The 15,870-nt window shown below is 71.2% G+C and carries 11 protein-coding genes; 9 read left to right on the top strand and 2 right to left on the bottom strand.

Annotated features, from left to right (window positions below; translation table 11 throughout):
* Position 1 precedes the first annotated feature (1 nt).
* Complete coding sequence (locus KUM44_RS31645) at positions 2–907, top strand: ADP-ribosylglycohydrolase family protein (RefSeq protein ID WP_217213196.1); 906 nt, start codon at positions 2–4, stop codon at positions 905–907.
* Between the two features lie 352 nt (positions 908–1,259).
* Here the strand turns inward: KUM44_RS31645 and KUM44_RS31640 are convergent, their stop codons facing one another.
* The gene (locus KUM44_RS31640; protein WP_217213195.1) at positions 1,260–2,807 is read right to left on the bottom strand and encodes an MFS transporter; all 1,548 of its coding nucleotides are present in this window, start codon (positions 2,805–2,807) and stop codon (positions 1,260–1,262) included.
* A 186-nt stretch (positions 2,808–2,993) separates the two neighbouring features.
* On the opposite strand from KUM44_RS31640, the gene KUM44_RS31635 reads away from it, so the two are divergent.
* The 3 genes from KUM44_RS31635 (at position 2,994) to KUM44_RS31625 (ending at position 5,111) form a co-directional block, all read left to right on the top strand.
* Positions 2,994–3,617 (top strand): TetR/AcrR family transcriptional regulator, encoded by a 624-nt coding sequence (locus KUM44_RS31635; RefSeq protein WP_217213194.1) that lies wholly within the window; start codon positions 2,994–2,996, stop codon positions 3,615–3,617.
* A gap of 82 nt (positions 3,618–3,699) precedes the next feature.
* Positions 3,700–4,401 (top strand): ribonuclease HII, encoded by a 702-nt coding sequence (locus KUM44_RS31630; RefSeq protein ID WP_217213193.1) that lies wholly within the window; start codon positions 3,700–3,702, stop codon positions 4,399–4,401.
* A gap of 68 nt (positions 4,402–4,469) precedes the next feature.
* The gene (locus KUM44_RS31625; protein WP_217213192.1) at positions 4,470–5,111 is read left to right on the top strand and encodes a hypothetical protein; all 642 of its coding nucleotides are present in this window, start codon (positions 4,470–4,472) and stop codon (positions 5,109–5,111) included.
* A gap of 507 nt (positions 5,112–5,618) precedes the next feature.
* Here the strand turns inward: KUM44_RS31625 and KUM44_RS31620 are convergent.
* Positions 5,619–6,254, bottom strand: a complete 636-nt coding sequence (locus tag KUM44_RS31620; RefSeq protein ID WP_217213191.1) for a hypothetical protein — start codon at positions 6,252–6,254, stop codon at positions 5,619–5,621.
* 336 nt (positions 6,255–6,590) lie between these two features.
* Between KUM44_RS31620 and KUM44_RS31615 the strand changes: the two genes are divergently transcribed.
* From KUM44_RS31615 to KUM44_RS31595, 5 genes are all read left to right on the top strand, one after another.
* On the top strand, positions 6,591–8,750 hold the full coding sequence (locus KUM44_RS31615; protein ID WP_217213190.1) for a RecQ family ATP-dependent DNA helicase: 2,160 nt from the start codon (positions 6,591–6,593) through the stop codon (positions 8,748–8,750).
* A gap of 486 nt (positions 8,751–9,236) precedes the next feature.
* Entirely contained in the window at positions 9,237–10,943 is a 1,707-nt protein-coding gene (locus KUM44_RS31610) for a DUF4192 domain-containing protein (RefSeq protein ID WP_217213189.1), read from the top strand.
* Between the two features lie 688 nt (positions 10,944–11,631).
* Positions 11,632–13,548: a glycogen debranching N-terminal domain-containing protein gene (locus KUM44_RS31605; protein WP_374202092.1), complete on the top strand. Its 1,917-nt coding sequence runs from the start codon at positions 11,632–11,634 to the stop codon at positions 13,546–13,548.
* Between the two features lie 129 nt (positions 13,549–13,677).
* The gene (locus KUM44_RS31600) at positions 13,678–14,436 is read left to right on the top strand and encodes an NUDIX domain-containing protein (RefSeq protein WP_062719454.1); all 759 of its coding nucleotides are present in this window, start codon (positions 13,678–13,680) and stop codon (positions 14,434–14,436) included.
* Positions 14,437–14,657: 221 nt separating this feature from the next.
* The coding region (locus tag KUM44_RS31595; RefSeq protein ID WP_217213188.1) for an ATP-binding cassette domain-containing protein at positions 14,658–15,870 on the top strand (1,213 nt) is incomplete at its 3' end.

Below are 15,870 nucleotides of genomic sequence, written 5' to 3'. Positions count from 1 at the left end.
GATGACCGCTGACTCCTCTCCCGAAGGGCGCCTGGACCGCGCCCTGGCCAGCCTGCGCGGACTCGCGGTGGGGGACGCGCTGGGTTCGCAGTTCTTCGTTCCGGTGAACTACCCGCTGCTGAAGCGCCGCGAGCTGCCCTCCGGGCCCTGGCAGTGGACGGACGACACGGAGATGGCCTGTTCCGTGGTCGCCGTTCTGGCCGCACACCACCGCATCGACCAGGACGCCCTGGCCCGCTCCTTCGCCGAGCACCACGACTTCGACCGGGGCTACGGCCCTGCCGTCAACCGGCTGCTGCGCCTGGTCCGGGAGGGTGGCGACTGGCGCGAGCTGTCGGCCGCACTCTTCAACGGACAGGGCTCCTGGGGCAACGGCGCCGCGATGCGGATCGCGCCCCTCGGCGCCTGGTACGCGGACGACCCGGAGCAGGCGACCCATCAGGCCGAGATCTCCGCCTACCCCACGCATCAGCACCGCGAGGCCGTGGTCGGCGCCATGGCTGTTGCCGCCGCTGCCGCGCTGGTAGCCGCTCCTGGCGGCCCGCCCAGCCCTGAATCACTTCTCGACGACGTCATCGCCCTCGTGCCGAAGAGTGCGGTCGGAGCAGGCCTGCGACGCGCCCGGGACATGCTCGACTACGGCGACGCGAGCACCGTCGCGGCTGTCCTGGGCTGCGGGCGCCGTACGACGGCCCACGACACCGTGCCCTTCGCGCTCTGGTCTGCGGCGCGGGCTCTCGGCGACTATGAGCGGGGCTTCTGGACGACCGCGCAGGTCGGCGGTGACGTGGACACCACGTGCGCCATCGTGGGCGGTGTAATCGGCTCCGGGAAGGCCGGGTCGGTGCCGGCCGAGTGGGTGGAGCGCACTGAGGCGTTCCCCGAGTGGCTGGCTACTTCGGCGTAGCGTCCCGCGCATTACTGCCGGCCTCGACTCTGATGACTTTCTGTGCGCGGTGGGAACTCTGTGTGACCAATCGTCCGTTGTCATGGCAGTTGGTGTGCGGCCCCAATCGGGCCGTACGCGCACATGACGTACGAGCGGCGTCGGGGGTGGGGTCATGGAGTTCGTGTCAGTGCTTGGTGCGCTGTTCGTCGCGGCGACCGTCGCGTGGAGCGGCGTTCGGCTTTCCTGCGCCCGACGGGTTTGTCTGTCGTCGGTCGCCATGAGGGTGGTGCGGATGGCCGGCTCGTCGTCCTCGCCGACGGTCCCCCGGACGCGATCCGGCCATCCGCGGCCCCTGGAGGGCCGGGCTGAGTCAGCCGGCCATCGGACCCGCCGTCCCCGCGAGGGCGTCCAGATCACTCTTGCGGACCCGGATCACGAACCATGCGGTGGCCAGGGCGAGTACGGCCATCGCTGCGGCCGCGACGAAGCCCATCGATATGCCCTGGGTGAGTACTTCGTGTCCCCAAGGGCCGGGCAGTTGCTGAGTCTTGGCGAACTCCGCCTTCTGCTCGGCCGATCCCTCCGCCATGAACTTGGGCAATTGCTTCTCCGCTTCGTCCCTGCTGGCCGAGCCGAACACGGTCGTCAGGATGGACAGGCCGAGGGAACCGCCCACCTGCTGCGTGGCGTTGAGCAGCCCGGAAGCCGCGCCGGCCTCGTGCTGAGCGACACCGGACACCGCGGTGATCGTCAGCGTCACGAAGTTCAGACCCATGCCGAAGCCGAAAGCAAGCATCGGGCCGAGGACTCCGCCGACGTACGAGCTGTCGGAGCTGAGGAGGGTCTGCCAGGCCAGCCCGATCGCCGTGAGCGCCGAGCCCACGAGCATGAACGGCTTGGGGCCGAGTACCGGCAGGAAGCGCTGCGACAGGCCCGCGCCGAGCGCGATCACGACCGTCACCGGAAGGAACGCGAGACCGGCTTCGATCGGGCTGTACTCCAGCACGTTCTGCACGAACAGCACGATGTAGAAGAACATGCCGAACATCGCCGCGGCGAGGCTGAGCATGATCACGTACGTTCCCGAGCGGTTGCGGTCGGCGAACATCCTGAGCGGCGTGATGGGCTCCCGGGCCCGGGACTCGATGAACGCGAAGGCCAGCAGCAGGACCACCGCGGCGCCGAAGGACCCGATGGTCAGGCTGTCCCGCCACCCTTCGTCCGCGGCACGGATGAAGCCGTAGACCAGGGCGGCCATGCCTGTCGTCGAGGTCAGCGCGCCCGCGATGTCGAAGCGACCGGTGTGCCGCTCGGACTCGCTGATGTACAGCGGCGCGAGCACGGCGATCACGATGCCTATCGGCACGTTGACGAAGAGTACCCATCGCCAGTCGAGCCATTCGGTGAGCATGCCGCCCGCGAGCAGGCCGATGGCGCCACCGCCCGCGGAGACGGCGGCGAAGACGCCGAACGCCCGGTTGCGCTCCGGGCCTTCGGGGAACGTCGTGGTGATGAGCGCCAGCGAGGTGGGCGAAGCGATGGCGCCCCCCACGCCCTGGAGCACACGCGCAGCCAGCAACTGCCAGGGCTCCTGGGCGAGTCCGCCGAGCAGGGAGGCGAGCGTGAACAGCAGGATGCCGGACATGAAGACCCGGCGACGGCCCAGGATGTCACCCGCGCGGCCACCGAGAAGCAGCAGGCCGCCGAAGGTGAGCGTGTAGGCGCTGACGACCCAGGTGAGGTCGGTGGTGCTGAACTTCAGAGCGTCTTGAATGTGCGGGAGCGCGATGTTCACAATCGTCGCGTCGAGTACCACCATGAGTTGGCAGGCCGCGATGACGGTGAGCGCGATGCCGGGATGCCCCTCCCGGCGGGCCGCACCTGGTTTCTGATCTTTGATCAACTGAGAGGTTGTCACTATGGGTCCCCCACAAGTGCCTTAGTGAACGCTCGCGTTCACTGCCGCGTCAACCGTAGTGAGTCCCCAGTAGTGAACGCAAGCGTTCACTTAGGTTGTTGTAGTGCGGTCCGTCCCCCGCAGTGGCCGCGCGGTGCTCACCTGTCCCCGGAATCCCCGCTTCCCCTGCTCGTTGGAGACGCTCAGATGGTTACCTCGCGCTGGACGGCCGCCCCCGCTCAGACGGCCTCTTTTCGCCGGCGTGGCGCCGTGCTCGAACGCGCCATCCTCGATGCCGCGCTGGAACAGCTCAGTACGGTCGGATGGAACGGCCTCACGATGGAGGGCGTCGCCGCCGGTGCGCAGACCGGGAAGGCCGCCGTCTATCGGCGCTGGCCGTCCAAGGAGGACCTCGTCGCCGATGCGCTGCGCGCCGGGCTGCCGTCGTTCGAGTCGGCTCCCGATCTGGGGAGTGTGCGCGAAGATCTGCTCGAGCTGTGTCGGCAGGCGCGTGAGGCGATGTTCTCGCGCCCCGGTTTCGCGCTGCGATCGGTGATTCACGAATGCGACAGCCTCCAGGCGGAGCGGTTCCATGGCGTGATCTTCGAGGGGGTCGTGGAGCCGACGATCGGGTTGCTCCGGGAGGTCATCACCCGTGGCATTGCGCGAGGAGAGGTGCGGGCTGACGCGGCGAACGGCTATGTGTTCGATGCCATTCCCGCGATGATGATGTATCGATCAAAGATGTGCTCAAGCGAATGGAGCGATCGGGATCTCGAGGAGATGATCGACCAGTTGATGCTTCCTCTGCTCCGCCCGTCGCGCGACTGAAGCGTCGCTCCGGCGGCCTGGAGGTTGCTTCGGCGAACCGGGGTGTCGGAGCCTGCCGCGGTCGGCGTACGCTAAGGGCGCCATGCCGTACGAACCGCCTACTCACACCGTCGAGCGCTCCCTTCGAGCCACGACCGGAGCGAAGATCATTGCCGGTGTCGACGAGGTGGGGCGCGGCGCGTGGGCCGGTCCCGTCACCGTCTGCGCGGCGATCACCGGACTGCGTCGGCCCCCCGCAGGGCTCACCGACTCCAAGCTGCTCACCATCAAGCGGCGCACCGAGCTCGCAGATCTGCTGCGGACATGGGTGACGTCGTACGCCCTCGGGCACGCCTCTCCGGAGGAGATCGACGACCTGGGGATGACGGCCTCGCTGCGGCTTGCCGCAGGTCGCGCCCTGGAAGCGCTGCCGGTCCGTCCCGACGCGGTGATCCTCGACGGGAAACACGACTATCTCGGGGACCCGTGGAAGGTCCGTACGGTGATCAAGGGCGACCGGTCGTGCGTGGCGGTCGCGGCGGCCTCGGTGATCGCCAAGGTGCAGCGCGACAAAATGATGGCCGAACTGGGTATCGACCATGCAGACTTCGGTTTTGCGGACAACGCCGGGTATCCGTCACCCGTGCACAAGGCCGCACTGGCGGAGCGGGGACCCACCCCGTATCACCGGTTGTCGTGGGCGTATCTTGATGCGCTGCCCCAGTGGCGGCATCTCAAGAAGGCCCGCACCTGGGTGGAAGGAAGCGTTCCGGAGATCGAGGGGCAGCTCGGCTTCGATTTCTGACGATTCCGCTCGCGCTTGTGTGCCACCCACTGGCGCCAGCCGCACCAGCGTTTGATAAACATCAGCTCATGCCTCTCATTCCCGAGGAGCCTCAGATTCACGAGAGTGCCCAGGGTCCCCGCGCCACGCCGGCCAACGGCCGTACCGCGCCGACCCCTCGCCCCGTACCCGGCCCCCGCCCCGCGGCTCCGTCGCGTCCCGGCCGACCCGGGCCCCTGCGGCCCGCGCCGCCGGTGCAACGTACGCCGCGCGACATGGCCGTGACCAAGCCCGGACCCACCGGTCCGGCTGCTCCCGCCGCCTCCGCACCGGCTGCGGCGACCCCGCAGATCCAGCTGATCCCGGCTTCGCCCGAGGGCGCGCTCGACGCCGCCGAGGAAGCCGTCGACCTGCTCCTGGACTCGGGCCGTGCCCCCAGCGACGTGCTGGTGATCACCACGGGAGAACAGCACCCGTGGGCCGCCCACGAGCTGTCCTTCGGCGAAGCCGCCTACTGGGCGCAGCACGATGCGGGTGATGACGTCTTCTACGCCGATGCCGCGGTCGCGGACCGTGCCGCGGTGCGTCCCGTGGTCGTCGTGGCCGTCAACGGCGGCCCCGACACCGCTGCCGCCACCGCCCTGCCGCTTGCTCTCGGCCGGGCCGGTGCCCTGCTGATCGTCTGCGGTGACCCGCAGCGCATCAACTCGGTGCTGGGCGCGGGCGTCTGAGCCGCATCCGGCTCGTCCGGGGGGATCTCCGCGGGGCACAAGGGGGACGGGACGCCGTCGCTGAGGCGGCGTCTGCACGGTGGCGCCTTTGGCGTGCGCGCACGAGCGGGAAGCGCGCTGTGCACGGCCCGGTGGACGCTCGTGATCGTCCATGCCGACGGACAGTCGTCGTGCGTCGTCCAGGCGTGAGGGCGGGCCGATCGTCAGACACGTGATGCCGCGATGGCGCATTGGCGGGAGTTCCGGGCGCGTCGCCGACTGGTTCGTGGTGTGAGCTGGACGGGCTGCGGCCTGCCGTTGCTCGGTCACGATCGGGCAGCCCCGGTCGCCCGTGTCGTGGCGTCCACGGTGGCCGATGTCATGCGTCGAGCGCGCTCAGGAGCCGTCGTGCCCGTACGGCAGGCGTCGCGTCTCGTGCAGCAGCGTCGTAGCCCCCGCCGCGGGATCCGTATCGCTCACGTCGTACGGCACGGCCGCGCTGTCGGCCGAGAAGCCCGGTCGGTGCCCTCAGCGGGCTGCCGCGCGTCGCAGGACCTCCGAGGCCGCGCCGCCGGTGCGGGGTATCGGGAGCGGTGACTCAGACGTGGCGAAAGGCTCTGGTGCCGAGTCGGTGTTGGGGCGGCGACCGCCGCGCCCTTCGCCGAGGACCTGCCAGCCGTCACGGGTCAGCGTGATGTACGCCCCGCAGCGCAGCCCATGCAGGGTGCAGGCGTCACGCAGACCCCACATCCACGCGCCGTCCTCCTCCGTCCAACGGGCATCGCCCTCACGGCAGTAGAGCAGCACCGCGGTGCGCACCGGGGTGCGGCGCCGCAGGTCGTGCGGGATGACGCGGCGCAACTGGGTGAGCAGCGCGTTGCGGAACATCCAGCCGTCGGCCGGGGACGGGCGGCGGGTGAACGAGGCGCTCGCCCGCAGTCGCTCGTCAGCGTCGAGGACGGCCACGATCGCCGTCGCCGGTTTGGGGCGGTGCCGGGAGTGCAGACCGCTGACGACCTCGCGGGGGTTGCGCAGCAGCGGGATGCCCGCGGCGGCCCACTCCGCGGGTTCGAGCATGCGGGCCAGAGGGTTGGCGGATGCGGCGGACAGGTCGGCTGACGTCGACATGGATGCCGCGGAGGACGGAGCGAATCCGAAGGTCACGGTCCTCCCTTCGGCTACGCGCCCACACGGCGGGCGAGATCGGAATCGGGGGAGCGCACACCGCAGCAGAGCCCTACCGGACCACGGACGAGCCGTGCGGGGAGCGGACTTCAATTCTTCCTGCCGAACCTGAATGCGGCAACGAGCAATTGGGGCCACCGACCGTTATCTGGTGGTGCGAGGGTTATATCCCTACCCAGTGCGTCACCGTGCGATGCATGGGACGGCCCTGCATCACGCGGTCGTGGCTGCTCACCCGCTCTGCCGACGGCGCAAGAGCGCCGGTTGCGCCGGTTGAGGTGGCTGATTGTCAGTGCCATCAGGTTGCATGGAGGCATGAACAATCTGGAGCTCCGCGCTGAAGCCGATGCCATCCTCGCTGAGCTTGTCGGCGCCCAGAAGGGCTCGGCACGGCTGCGTGAGGACCAGTGGCAGGCCGTGGCGGCTCTGGTGGAGGACCGCCGACGCGCCCTGGTGGTGCAGCGCACCGGCTGGGGCAAGTCAGCGGTGTACTTCGTCGCCACCGCCCTGCTGCGCCGGCGTGGCGCCGGTCCGACCGTGATCGTCTCCCCACTGCTGGCACTGATGCGCAACCAGGTCGAGTCGGCGTCGCGGGCCGGCATCCAGGCGCGCACCATCAACTCGGCCAACCCCGAGGAGTGGGACACGATCTACGGGGAGGTCGAGCGCGGTGAGACCGACGTTCTCCTCGTGAGCCCGGAGCGCCTCAATTCCGTGGACTTCCGCGAGCAGTTGCTGCCCAAGCTCGCGGCCACGACCGGCCTACTGGTGGTCGACGAGGCACACTGCATCTCCGACTGGGGCCATGACTTCCGGCCCGACTACCGCCGGCTCCGGGCGATGCTCGCCGCGCTGGCCCCCGGCGTTCCGGTGCTGGCGACCACGGCGACCGCCAACGCGCGCGTGACGGCGGACGTGGCCGAGCAGCTGGGCACCGGTGCCGGCGAGGCCCTGGTGCTGCGCGGCTCGCTGGAGCGGGAGAGCCTGCGACTTGGAGTGGTCCAGCTGCCGGACGCCGCACACCGTCTGGCCTGGCTGGCCGAGCACCTGGACGAGATGCAGGGCTCCGGGATCATCTACACACTCACCGTGGCCGCGGCCGAGGAGGCGACCGCCTTCCTGCGGCAGCGCGGGTTCCCCGTGTCCTCGTACACGGGGCGCACGGAGAACGCCGACCGGCTACAGGCCGAGGCCGACCTGCTGGCGAACCGGGTCAAGGCGCTGGTCGCCACGTCTGCGCTGGGCATGGGGTTCGACAAGCCGGACCTGGGCTTCGTGGTGCACCTCGGCTCGCCGTCCTCGCCGATCGCCTATTACCAGCAGGTCGGCCGCGCGGGCCGTGGTGTCGAGCACGCCGATGTGCTGCTGCTGCCGGGCAAGGAGGACGAGGCGATCTGGCGCTACTTCGCCGATACGGCCTTCCCGCCCGAGGCGCAGGTCCGGCAGACCCTCTCGGCCCTGGCCGATGCGGGACGGCCGCTGTCCGTGCCGGCCCTGGAGGCGCTCGTGGATCTTCGGCGGACCCGGCTGGAGACCATGCTCAAGGTCCTCGACGTGGACGGGGCGGTCAAGCGGGTCAAGGGCGGCTGGATCTCCACCGGCGAACAGTGGATCTACGACTCGGAGCGGTACGCGTGGGTGGGGCGGCAGCGGACGGCGGAGCAGCAGGCCATGCGGGAGTACGTGAGCACGTCCCGCTGCCGGATGGAGTTCCTGCGCCGACAACTGGACGACGAGGGGGCATCCCCGTGCGGCCGCTGTGACAACTGCGCCGGGACGTGGATCGCGTCGTCCGTCTCGGCCGAGGCGCTGACCGGGGCGGCGAAGGAACTCGATCGCCCCGGGGTGGAGGTCGAGCCGCGCCGTATGTGGCCGACGGGGATGCCCGCCTTGGGTATCGACCTCAAAGGACGTATCCCGGCGAAGGAGCAGTGCTCCACCGGGCGGGCCCTGGGTCGGCTGTCGGACATCGGCTGGGGCAACCGCCTGCGCCCCCTACTGGCCGAGAACGCGCCCGACGGCCCGGTTCCCGACGACGTCCTTCAAGCTGCGGTCGCGGTGCTCGCCGACTGGGCGCGCTCACCGAGCGGCTGGGCGCCGAACGTTCCGGACGCCTCCGCCCGGCCGGTGGGAGTGGTCGCCGTACCGTCCCTGGCCCGCCCGCAACTGGTCGGCTCCCTCGCCCAGGGCATCGCGACCATCGGCCGCCTGCCCTACCTGGGAACCCTGACCTACACCGGATCGAGCGGCGCCCACGCGGCACGGCGCAGCAACTCCGCCCAACGCCTGCGGTCACTGTCCGGCACGTTCACCGTCTCCGAGGAACTGGCCGCTGCCCTGGCGAGTTCCCCGGGACCCGTCCTGCTCGTGGACGACTACACCGACTCCGGCTGGACCCTCGCCGTCGCCGCCCGGTTGCTTCGCCGGGCAGGCAGTGAAGAGGTGCTTCCTTTGGTCCTCGCTGCGGCGGGGTGACCTCACAAAGAGGTCTGATCGAGAGGAGCCTGGGGCCGAACTCGCTGCCGGTGTGTGTGGCGAGATCGCCCTGGAGGAAGCGGTGGACGCGCTTGGTGGAAGCAGTGTCGACGTCGTAGCGGGGAACATACGGAATGCACCTTCGGGTTCACTGGCGTGCAGAACCCCGATGCGGCCAGTGGCTGGAAATACCTCAACTGTTCTCGCAGTGACGCGATGCCGGTTGTGGGCACGAACCTCATGCCGTCGTAGACGAGTTCGGCGTGCAGCTCGTTGACCAGGACGCGCACTGCCGCCGGTGTCCGGAAGCAGCTCGCTCACCGCTTGCACTGGCCGGCGGGCACGGAGCCGGTGCTTTGTGCGAGGGCCGGGCGGGTGCAGACCGATCCTGGCTCAACTGGCCATGATGGCCAGGGTTGTCGTGTCCCTGGTCGGACTTATCCACAGGGCAAAGCGAAACATGACGATCCGGGAGATCGTCTTCGCATGACGAATCACAGCGACACCACCGGATCTCCCGAGCGCGACGACAACCCGGGCGGCGAGCCCCACCTCGCCCCTGGAGCAACCGACCCGAACGACACGTCCGAGATGTACGACGTGCCTGCCGGACCGGACGAAGACCACGGAAGCGCGCGACACGTGGCCCAACTCGACTGCATCACGCACGAAACGCACCTTCCCGAGCACCAGGTCACCCTGCGCACCCCGGCCGAACTGGCCGACGCCCTGCCCTATCTCCTCGGATACCGCCCAGAGGACAGCATTGTGCTCGTCGCGCTGCACGACAGGGCAGGCCGCGGCCGGTTCGGCGGCCGGGCACGGCTTGGCATCCCCGCGAGTGCGGACGACTGGGACTCCGCAGCCACGCAGTTGGCCCGCGGACTGATGACGGGCAGCGAGCGCAGGGGAGCCCGGCCGGAGCAGATGGTCGCCTTCCTCTGCCAGGAACCGGCAAAGGGCGAGACGGGCCGACAGGTCATGGAACAGCTGCGACCGCTGGCTCAGAAGATGCGTGTCGCATGCGGCAGCCTGGACGTGCCGGTGATCGAGGCGCTCTGCATCTCGGACGGCCGATTCTGGTCCTACTGCTGCGACCGAGCCGAGTGCTGTCCGCCGGAGGGCCGCCCTATGGGCCTGCCTGGTACGTCGGTGCTGGCCGCAGCGGCCACGTATGCCGGAATTCAGGTACGCGGCACACTGCGCGAGTTGCGGGCCAGGCTGCTGCCCGTGGAGACCGCTGCCGCCCTGGAGCAGGAGGCCGCTCTGGACACGGTCGGCCTGGCTCTGGTCTCCAGGATCCTCGACGACTCGACCCGCGGAGGTGTGGCCCAGGAGACCCTCGAACTGGCCGAGCGGCTCATGCGCCGGTTCGCCGCAGCCCCGCCACTGCCCGGGACGCTCACGTCGGATCTCCGGGACGACGAACTGCTTGGCCATGACGAAGCCGCGAGGCTGATTCTGGGTTTGCAGGACCGTGCGACCCGTGACCGAGCGGCCGAGTGGATGGAGGGCGAGGACGCCGGTCCCGCCCTCCGGCTGTGGCGAGCGCTGGCCCGCCGCTGTGTCGGGTCGTACAGCGAGCACGCGGCGGCGCCTCTCACCCTCGCCGGCTGGGTCGCCTGGTCCACCGGCGATGATCTGGAGGCCCGAGAAGCCCTTGCCATGGCACTCGGCGCGGACCGCGACTACCTCTTCGCCCGTCTGCTGCACCAAGCCTGCAACGAGGGTCTCGACCCCGAGTCGATCCGCCGCTGCCTGCGTTCGGAACGTGAGGGACGCCAGGGACATGAGGTACGCCAGGAGCGCGAGGGTGTGACCGAAGGGCATCATGACAACGCGAAGGATGTCGAAGAGCCGCTGAGGGACGAAGCGGTGAAGTCCGCGCTGAGTTCCGACACAGGCCATCGTCCCCCGTCCCGGCACCCCGCGGGTTCGACCGGCAGCCTCCCCTGTCCCACGAGGGCAACCGCACGAGCGCGGAAGTCGAGCGTCTCGCGCCCCCGCGCCTCAACGGGAGGCCCCAGTGCCTCGCAGGGGACCCACCCCGCTGCCCGGCGGCCGGGCAGCACGCTTTCGCGCGGTTCGAAGCGCACGGCTCCGCGTAGGCCGAAGAAGGGCGCCGTTCGTCGTGGTGAGCCGCGTCCGGACAGCGTGCTTCCTGGAAACGCAGGGGGCGAGGGGGATGCGTGAGCGCTCGCGGCAGAGCGGCTGCCGCCCCCGCCGTCGGGGTCACAGCTGGGGCGGAAGGCGTGGTGACCCGTGCCGTGGGGTGCACGGCAGCTGCGGAGCATGCGCCACCGCCACGTATCGCCTGTGCTCACTCGCCGAACTCGCTGACAGGGGCGTCCCTCCGGCGGGGTCCGCCCGTCCCGGGCGTGACCTGGAGGTATCCCTCCCCGTTCACCTGAGTGGCGGAACGCCCGAACCGGCCGTGCCGCCGCACCGCCCCTGTCACTCCGGGTCCCCCAGCCGGCGCCGCACACGCCCGAGGCGCACAGAGCGCAGAGGAAGCCGCCCCATGCCACAGCCGACTCCGGTGCCACCGCCGACTCAGCCCTCGCCGACCGCCGACGATCGCTCTACGGCTGGTGGGCTGGTCCCGTCCCAGAGGCTGGACACGGGGCGGCCAACGTCCACGGGCAGTGCTGGGCGGAGCGTACCCGGACGACTGCACGCTGTGCTTCGACGGGCCGAGCAGCCGAATCGGCCCCCGGAGCAGAGCCGGGCGTCGCCCTCGTCACCCACGAGCCCGGACACGGCAACGCCGACATCAAGCGACCCTGTACGGCGCTTTGCCCAGCCCCAGGACGCCCCTTCGTCGGCCCAGCCGTCGACCCCGCGGCGGTTCTCCGACCTGCCGCCCACCCACAACGCGCTGATCTGTGTCGCCCTGCCGGGCCTCGCCATCTCCACGGACCAGGGTCAGTTGACCGGCCGGGGACTTGACGGGTTCTACCGCGCGGGCCGGCGCGTGCTCTCGCGTTGCCAGGTCCGTGTGGCCGGACGTGAGCCGCTCGCGGTCCAGGCCAGGATGACCGCGGCCGACCGCGCCCGGTTCGTGGGCACGCTGCGCAGTTCCCCGCAGGCGGGCCCGGACCCGGACGTCGTCGTCGAGCGAACCCGCCATGCGGACGGTGTCGAGCGGATCACGCTGCACAGTGCGGCGGTCCGGCCCCTGCGTCTGCCGGTCGAGGTCGCCCTGGGCACGGACCTGGCCGATCTCGGTGCCATCGCGTGCGGCAACCCGGGGCCGGAACTCCCCGCCACCGTCCACGACTCCGGCCTGCGCTGGTCGTCCGCCAAGGGCAACTCGGCTGTGACGGCCGACCCTCCGCCCGCCGACGCACTGGCCTCCGCAGGGCTGCTGCGCTGGGAGTTCGTGTTGCCCCCGGGTGGCAGCGTGAGCATCGAGCTGAGGGCGCGGCCGGATCGAGCGGGGCCCGTGCGCGCTGCGGGGCGAGCGGCGACCAGCCCGGTGGCGACCGCGCGGGCGGCCGGAGACGATCCCGGGGTGGAGGCGTTGCTGCGGACGAGCATCGAGGACCTCCAGGCTCTTCTGTTGCGCGACCCTGCCCATCCCTCCGACGTCCACTTGGCCGCCGGGGCACCGTGGCGCTGCGGCCTGGCGCCGGCCGAGGCCCTCGCCGCGGCTCGCATGACCCTGCCCCTGGGCACCCGGCTCGCCGCGGGCACGCTGCGCACCCTCGCCCGCACCCAACTCCCGTTCCAGGGAGCGCAGTCCGGCATGATCCCCGCGCCGATACGGGACGCGGGCACGCATCTGCCACCGGGCTGCACGGGCACCGAGGCCACGCTGCTCTTCCCCGCGCTGCTCGCGGAGGTTCGGCGCTGGGGACTGCCCGAGCCGGAGATCGAAGAACTCCTTCCGGCGGCCGAGCGCTGTCTGACCTGGCTGCGGGCCACCGTGGGCGACGGCACATACCTGCCCGACCCGCATCCCGGAGGGCCCGTCCGCTGTGAGACCCAGGCCCACGCCCACCGCGCGGCGCTGCTCGGGGCCGATCTGCTCGACGGCTGCGGCAGACCGGGCGGTGCGGATCTGCGGCAGTGGGCCGGGGCACTGAGGACGGCGTTCCGCGCGGACTTCTGGATCGACGACCTGGGTGGCGGCCGGCCCGCGGCTGCCCGAGCCCCGGGCGGGCACCTGGTGCCGCATCTGGGCGCCGCCGCCGTCCACCTCCTCGACACCGGCCTGCTGGGCGGGGGCGAACAGGCGCCCGGGCTGCTCGACAAGGTGCAGACCGAACAACTCGCCCGGCTGCTCGGCGGTCCGGCCATGGACTCGGGCTGGGGCCTTCGCGGACTGGGCGTGAAGGAGTCGGGGCAGAACCCGTTCGGTCACCGCAGTGGCGCCGTCCGGGTGTACGAGACTGCGCTCGCCGTCGCGGGGCTGTCCGCCGCCGGCTATGAGAAGGAGGCGAGCGGGCTGCTGCGGGGTGTGCTCGCGGCCGCGGCCGCATTCGGCCACCGGCTGCCTGAAATGTACGCGGGAGAGCGACGCACGGACGGCGGCGCGCCCCTCCCGCATCCGGCGGCGTGCCGCCCCGCGGCCACGGCGGCGGCAGCCGGAGTGCTGCTGTTGACCACGCTCGCGGGTATCCGCCCTGACGCTCCGGCGGGGACGGTCATACTCCGCCCCGTGCGCAGCGCACCGCTCGGAGAGATCGTCATGACAGGCCTCAGGGTCGCCGGCGCCCCCTTCTCCGTACGCGTCAGCCGACTGGGCCTAGCCATGGTCGAGGAGGCTGCCGACGGGCTCCAACTGCGAGCGTGACCTCGTACGACGCCCTACGGCGTGAGGGCGTGCGGGGTGGTGAGGTCCATACCGGGCCGAAGTGGATCAGCCATCGATGCGGCCGACGAAGGGAGTGTTTATCGTCAAGCAGACGACTATGATCGCCGCATGCCCTACGACCCGTCAGCCTTTCCGCCCTTTGCCGTCACCGTGGACCTGGTCGTGCTGACCGTGCGCCGCCATGCCCTGTGCGCGCTGGCGGTGCGCAGGGGCGAACCGCCGTTCCAGGGGCGCTGGGCACTGCCCGGTGGGTTCGTACGGGCCGACGAGGATCTGTCGCAGGCCGCCGCGCGCGAGCTGGCCGAGGAGACCGGGCTGCGGGCCCACGACCCGGCCGTCCCGGCGCAGGACAACGGCGCTCACCTGGAGCAGCTCGCGACCTACGGTGACCCCAAGCGGGATCCCCGGATGCGGGTGGTCAGCGTTGCCCACCTGGCGCTGGCCCCCGACCTGCCGGCACCCCGCGCCGGAGGCGACGCCAGCAACGCCCGCTGGGCGCCGGTCGACGAACTCCTGAAGCAGGGCGGCTACGGCCGCGATGGCGAACCGGTCGCGCCGCTCGCCTTCGACCACGCGCAGATCCTGGCCGACGGGGTGGAGCGTGCCCGCTCCAAGATCGAGTACTCGTCGCTGGCCACGGCGTTCTGCCCCACCGAGTTCACCGTCGGAGAGCTGCGCCGGGTCTACGAGGCGGTGTGGGGTGTGGCGCTCGACCCGCGCAACTTCCACCGCAAGGTGACTGGCACGCCGGGCTTCCTCGTCCCCACCGGCGGCACCACCACGCGCCAGGGCGGCCGCCCCGCCCAGCTCTTCCGGGCCGGCGGCGCCACGCTGCTCAACCCGCCGATGCTGCGCCCCGAGGTCTGACCCGAGCGGCTGCGCCGCGGCGCCGGTCCGGACGTGAACCGATGCCGATCCGGGCCCTGATCCTGCGCGGCCCGGCTCCAGTTCATGCTCGATCCGTGCGCAGTCCGTGCTCAGTCCGCAGCCGGGACGAAGGCCACGGGACCCGGCCGGACCGATTCAGGCCGTTGCAGCGGGCCTTGCCCTACCCGAAAAAACGGACATAGCGCGCTATCTTGCTGCGAGTGATCCAGGCCATCGGACTGACCAGCGACCCTCGCAAGGAGCTTCCTCCCGCCGTCGACGACGTCTCCTTCGAGGCGCGCGCCGGTCGCGTCACCGCGCTGCTCGGGGCGTCGGGAGCGGGCAAGACGACAGTGCTCAGACTCATGCTCGAACTCCAACGCGGCCGTGGCATCACCTACTTCAGAGGCCGCCCCCTGCACCGCATCGCCCACCCCTCGCGCGAGGTCGGCGTGCTTCTCGGAGACCTCCCCGGACACCCGTCCCGCACCGTCCGCGGCCACCTGCGCATGCTGTGCGCCGCCGCGGGCGTACCGGCCCGTCGCGCCGACGAAGTCCTGGAGGTCGTCGGCCTCGTCAGCCTGCGCGAGGAACGCCTCGGCACCCTCTCGCGCGGCATGGACCGCCGTCTCGGTCTGGCCTGCGCACTGCTCTCCGACCCGCACACCCTCGTGCTCGACGACCCCGCCGGCGGGCTCTCGGCCCGCGAGAGCCGATGGCTGTACGGCATGCTGCGCGCACACGCCGCCCAGGGCGGCACGGTCCTGCTGACCACGGCCGACCCGAAGCAGGCCGCACGCATCGCCGACCGGGTCGTCACGCTTCAGCGCGGCAGACTCATCGCCGACCAGGAGGCCGCCGACTTCGCCCGCACCCGGCTGCGCCCGCGTGTCGCCGTCCGCACCCCCCACGCCTCCCGTCTCGCCACCCTGCTCGCCAAGGAGGCGCGCACCGCCCACCGCTCCGTCGAGGTCGTACGAGAGAGCGGCAACCGCCTCTCCGTGTACGGCAGTACCTGTGCCGACGTCGGCGAGACCGCGTTCCGTCACGGCATCCTCGTGCATCAACTCGCTGACGAGATCGGGGACATGGGGCCGGACCCCGAGGCGGGTACCCGCACGGCCCAGCCGCGAGCCCACGAGGTGCCACAGACGCCGGACGCCGCGTTGGCCACCGCCGGTGGTCGCGGGCGCAAGGCCACACCGCCGGTCCCGGGGCGAGAGTCGGCTACGGCCGATGCACGGGAGGCCTGCGCGGCGGCTCAGCAGGCGTCGGCGGAGGTTCCGCAGGCGCGGGCGGGCGGTCCGCGACCAGCCGACGCGTCCACGGGCGGCTCTCGCGCGTCGGGTGCGGGTTCGCGCTCGTCCAGCTCCGCCGGCGTCGCCCTGCCCGATCTCCCGCCCCCTATCTCCGTCCGCCCCGCCCCCAGCCCCC

Origin of the sequence: Streptomyces sp. AC550_RSS872 (assembly GCF_019049285.1) — a bacterium.
In the GTDB taxonomy this organism is placed as follows: domain Bacteria; phylum Actinomycetota; class Actinomycetes; order Streptomycetales; family Streptomycetaceae; genus Streptomyces.
Note: the sequence above shows the minus strand (reverse complement) of the source record. Positions and strands in the feature narration are given on the sequence as shown.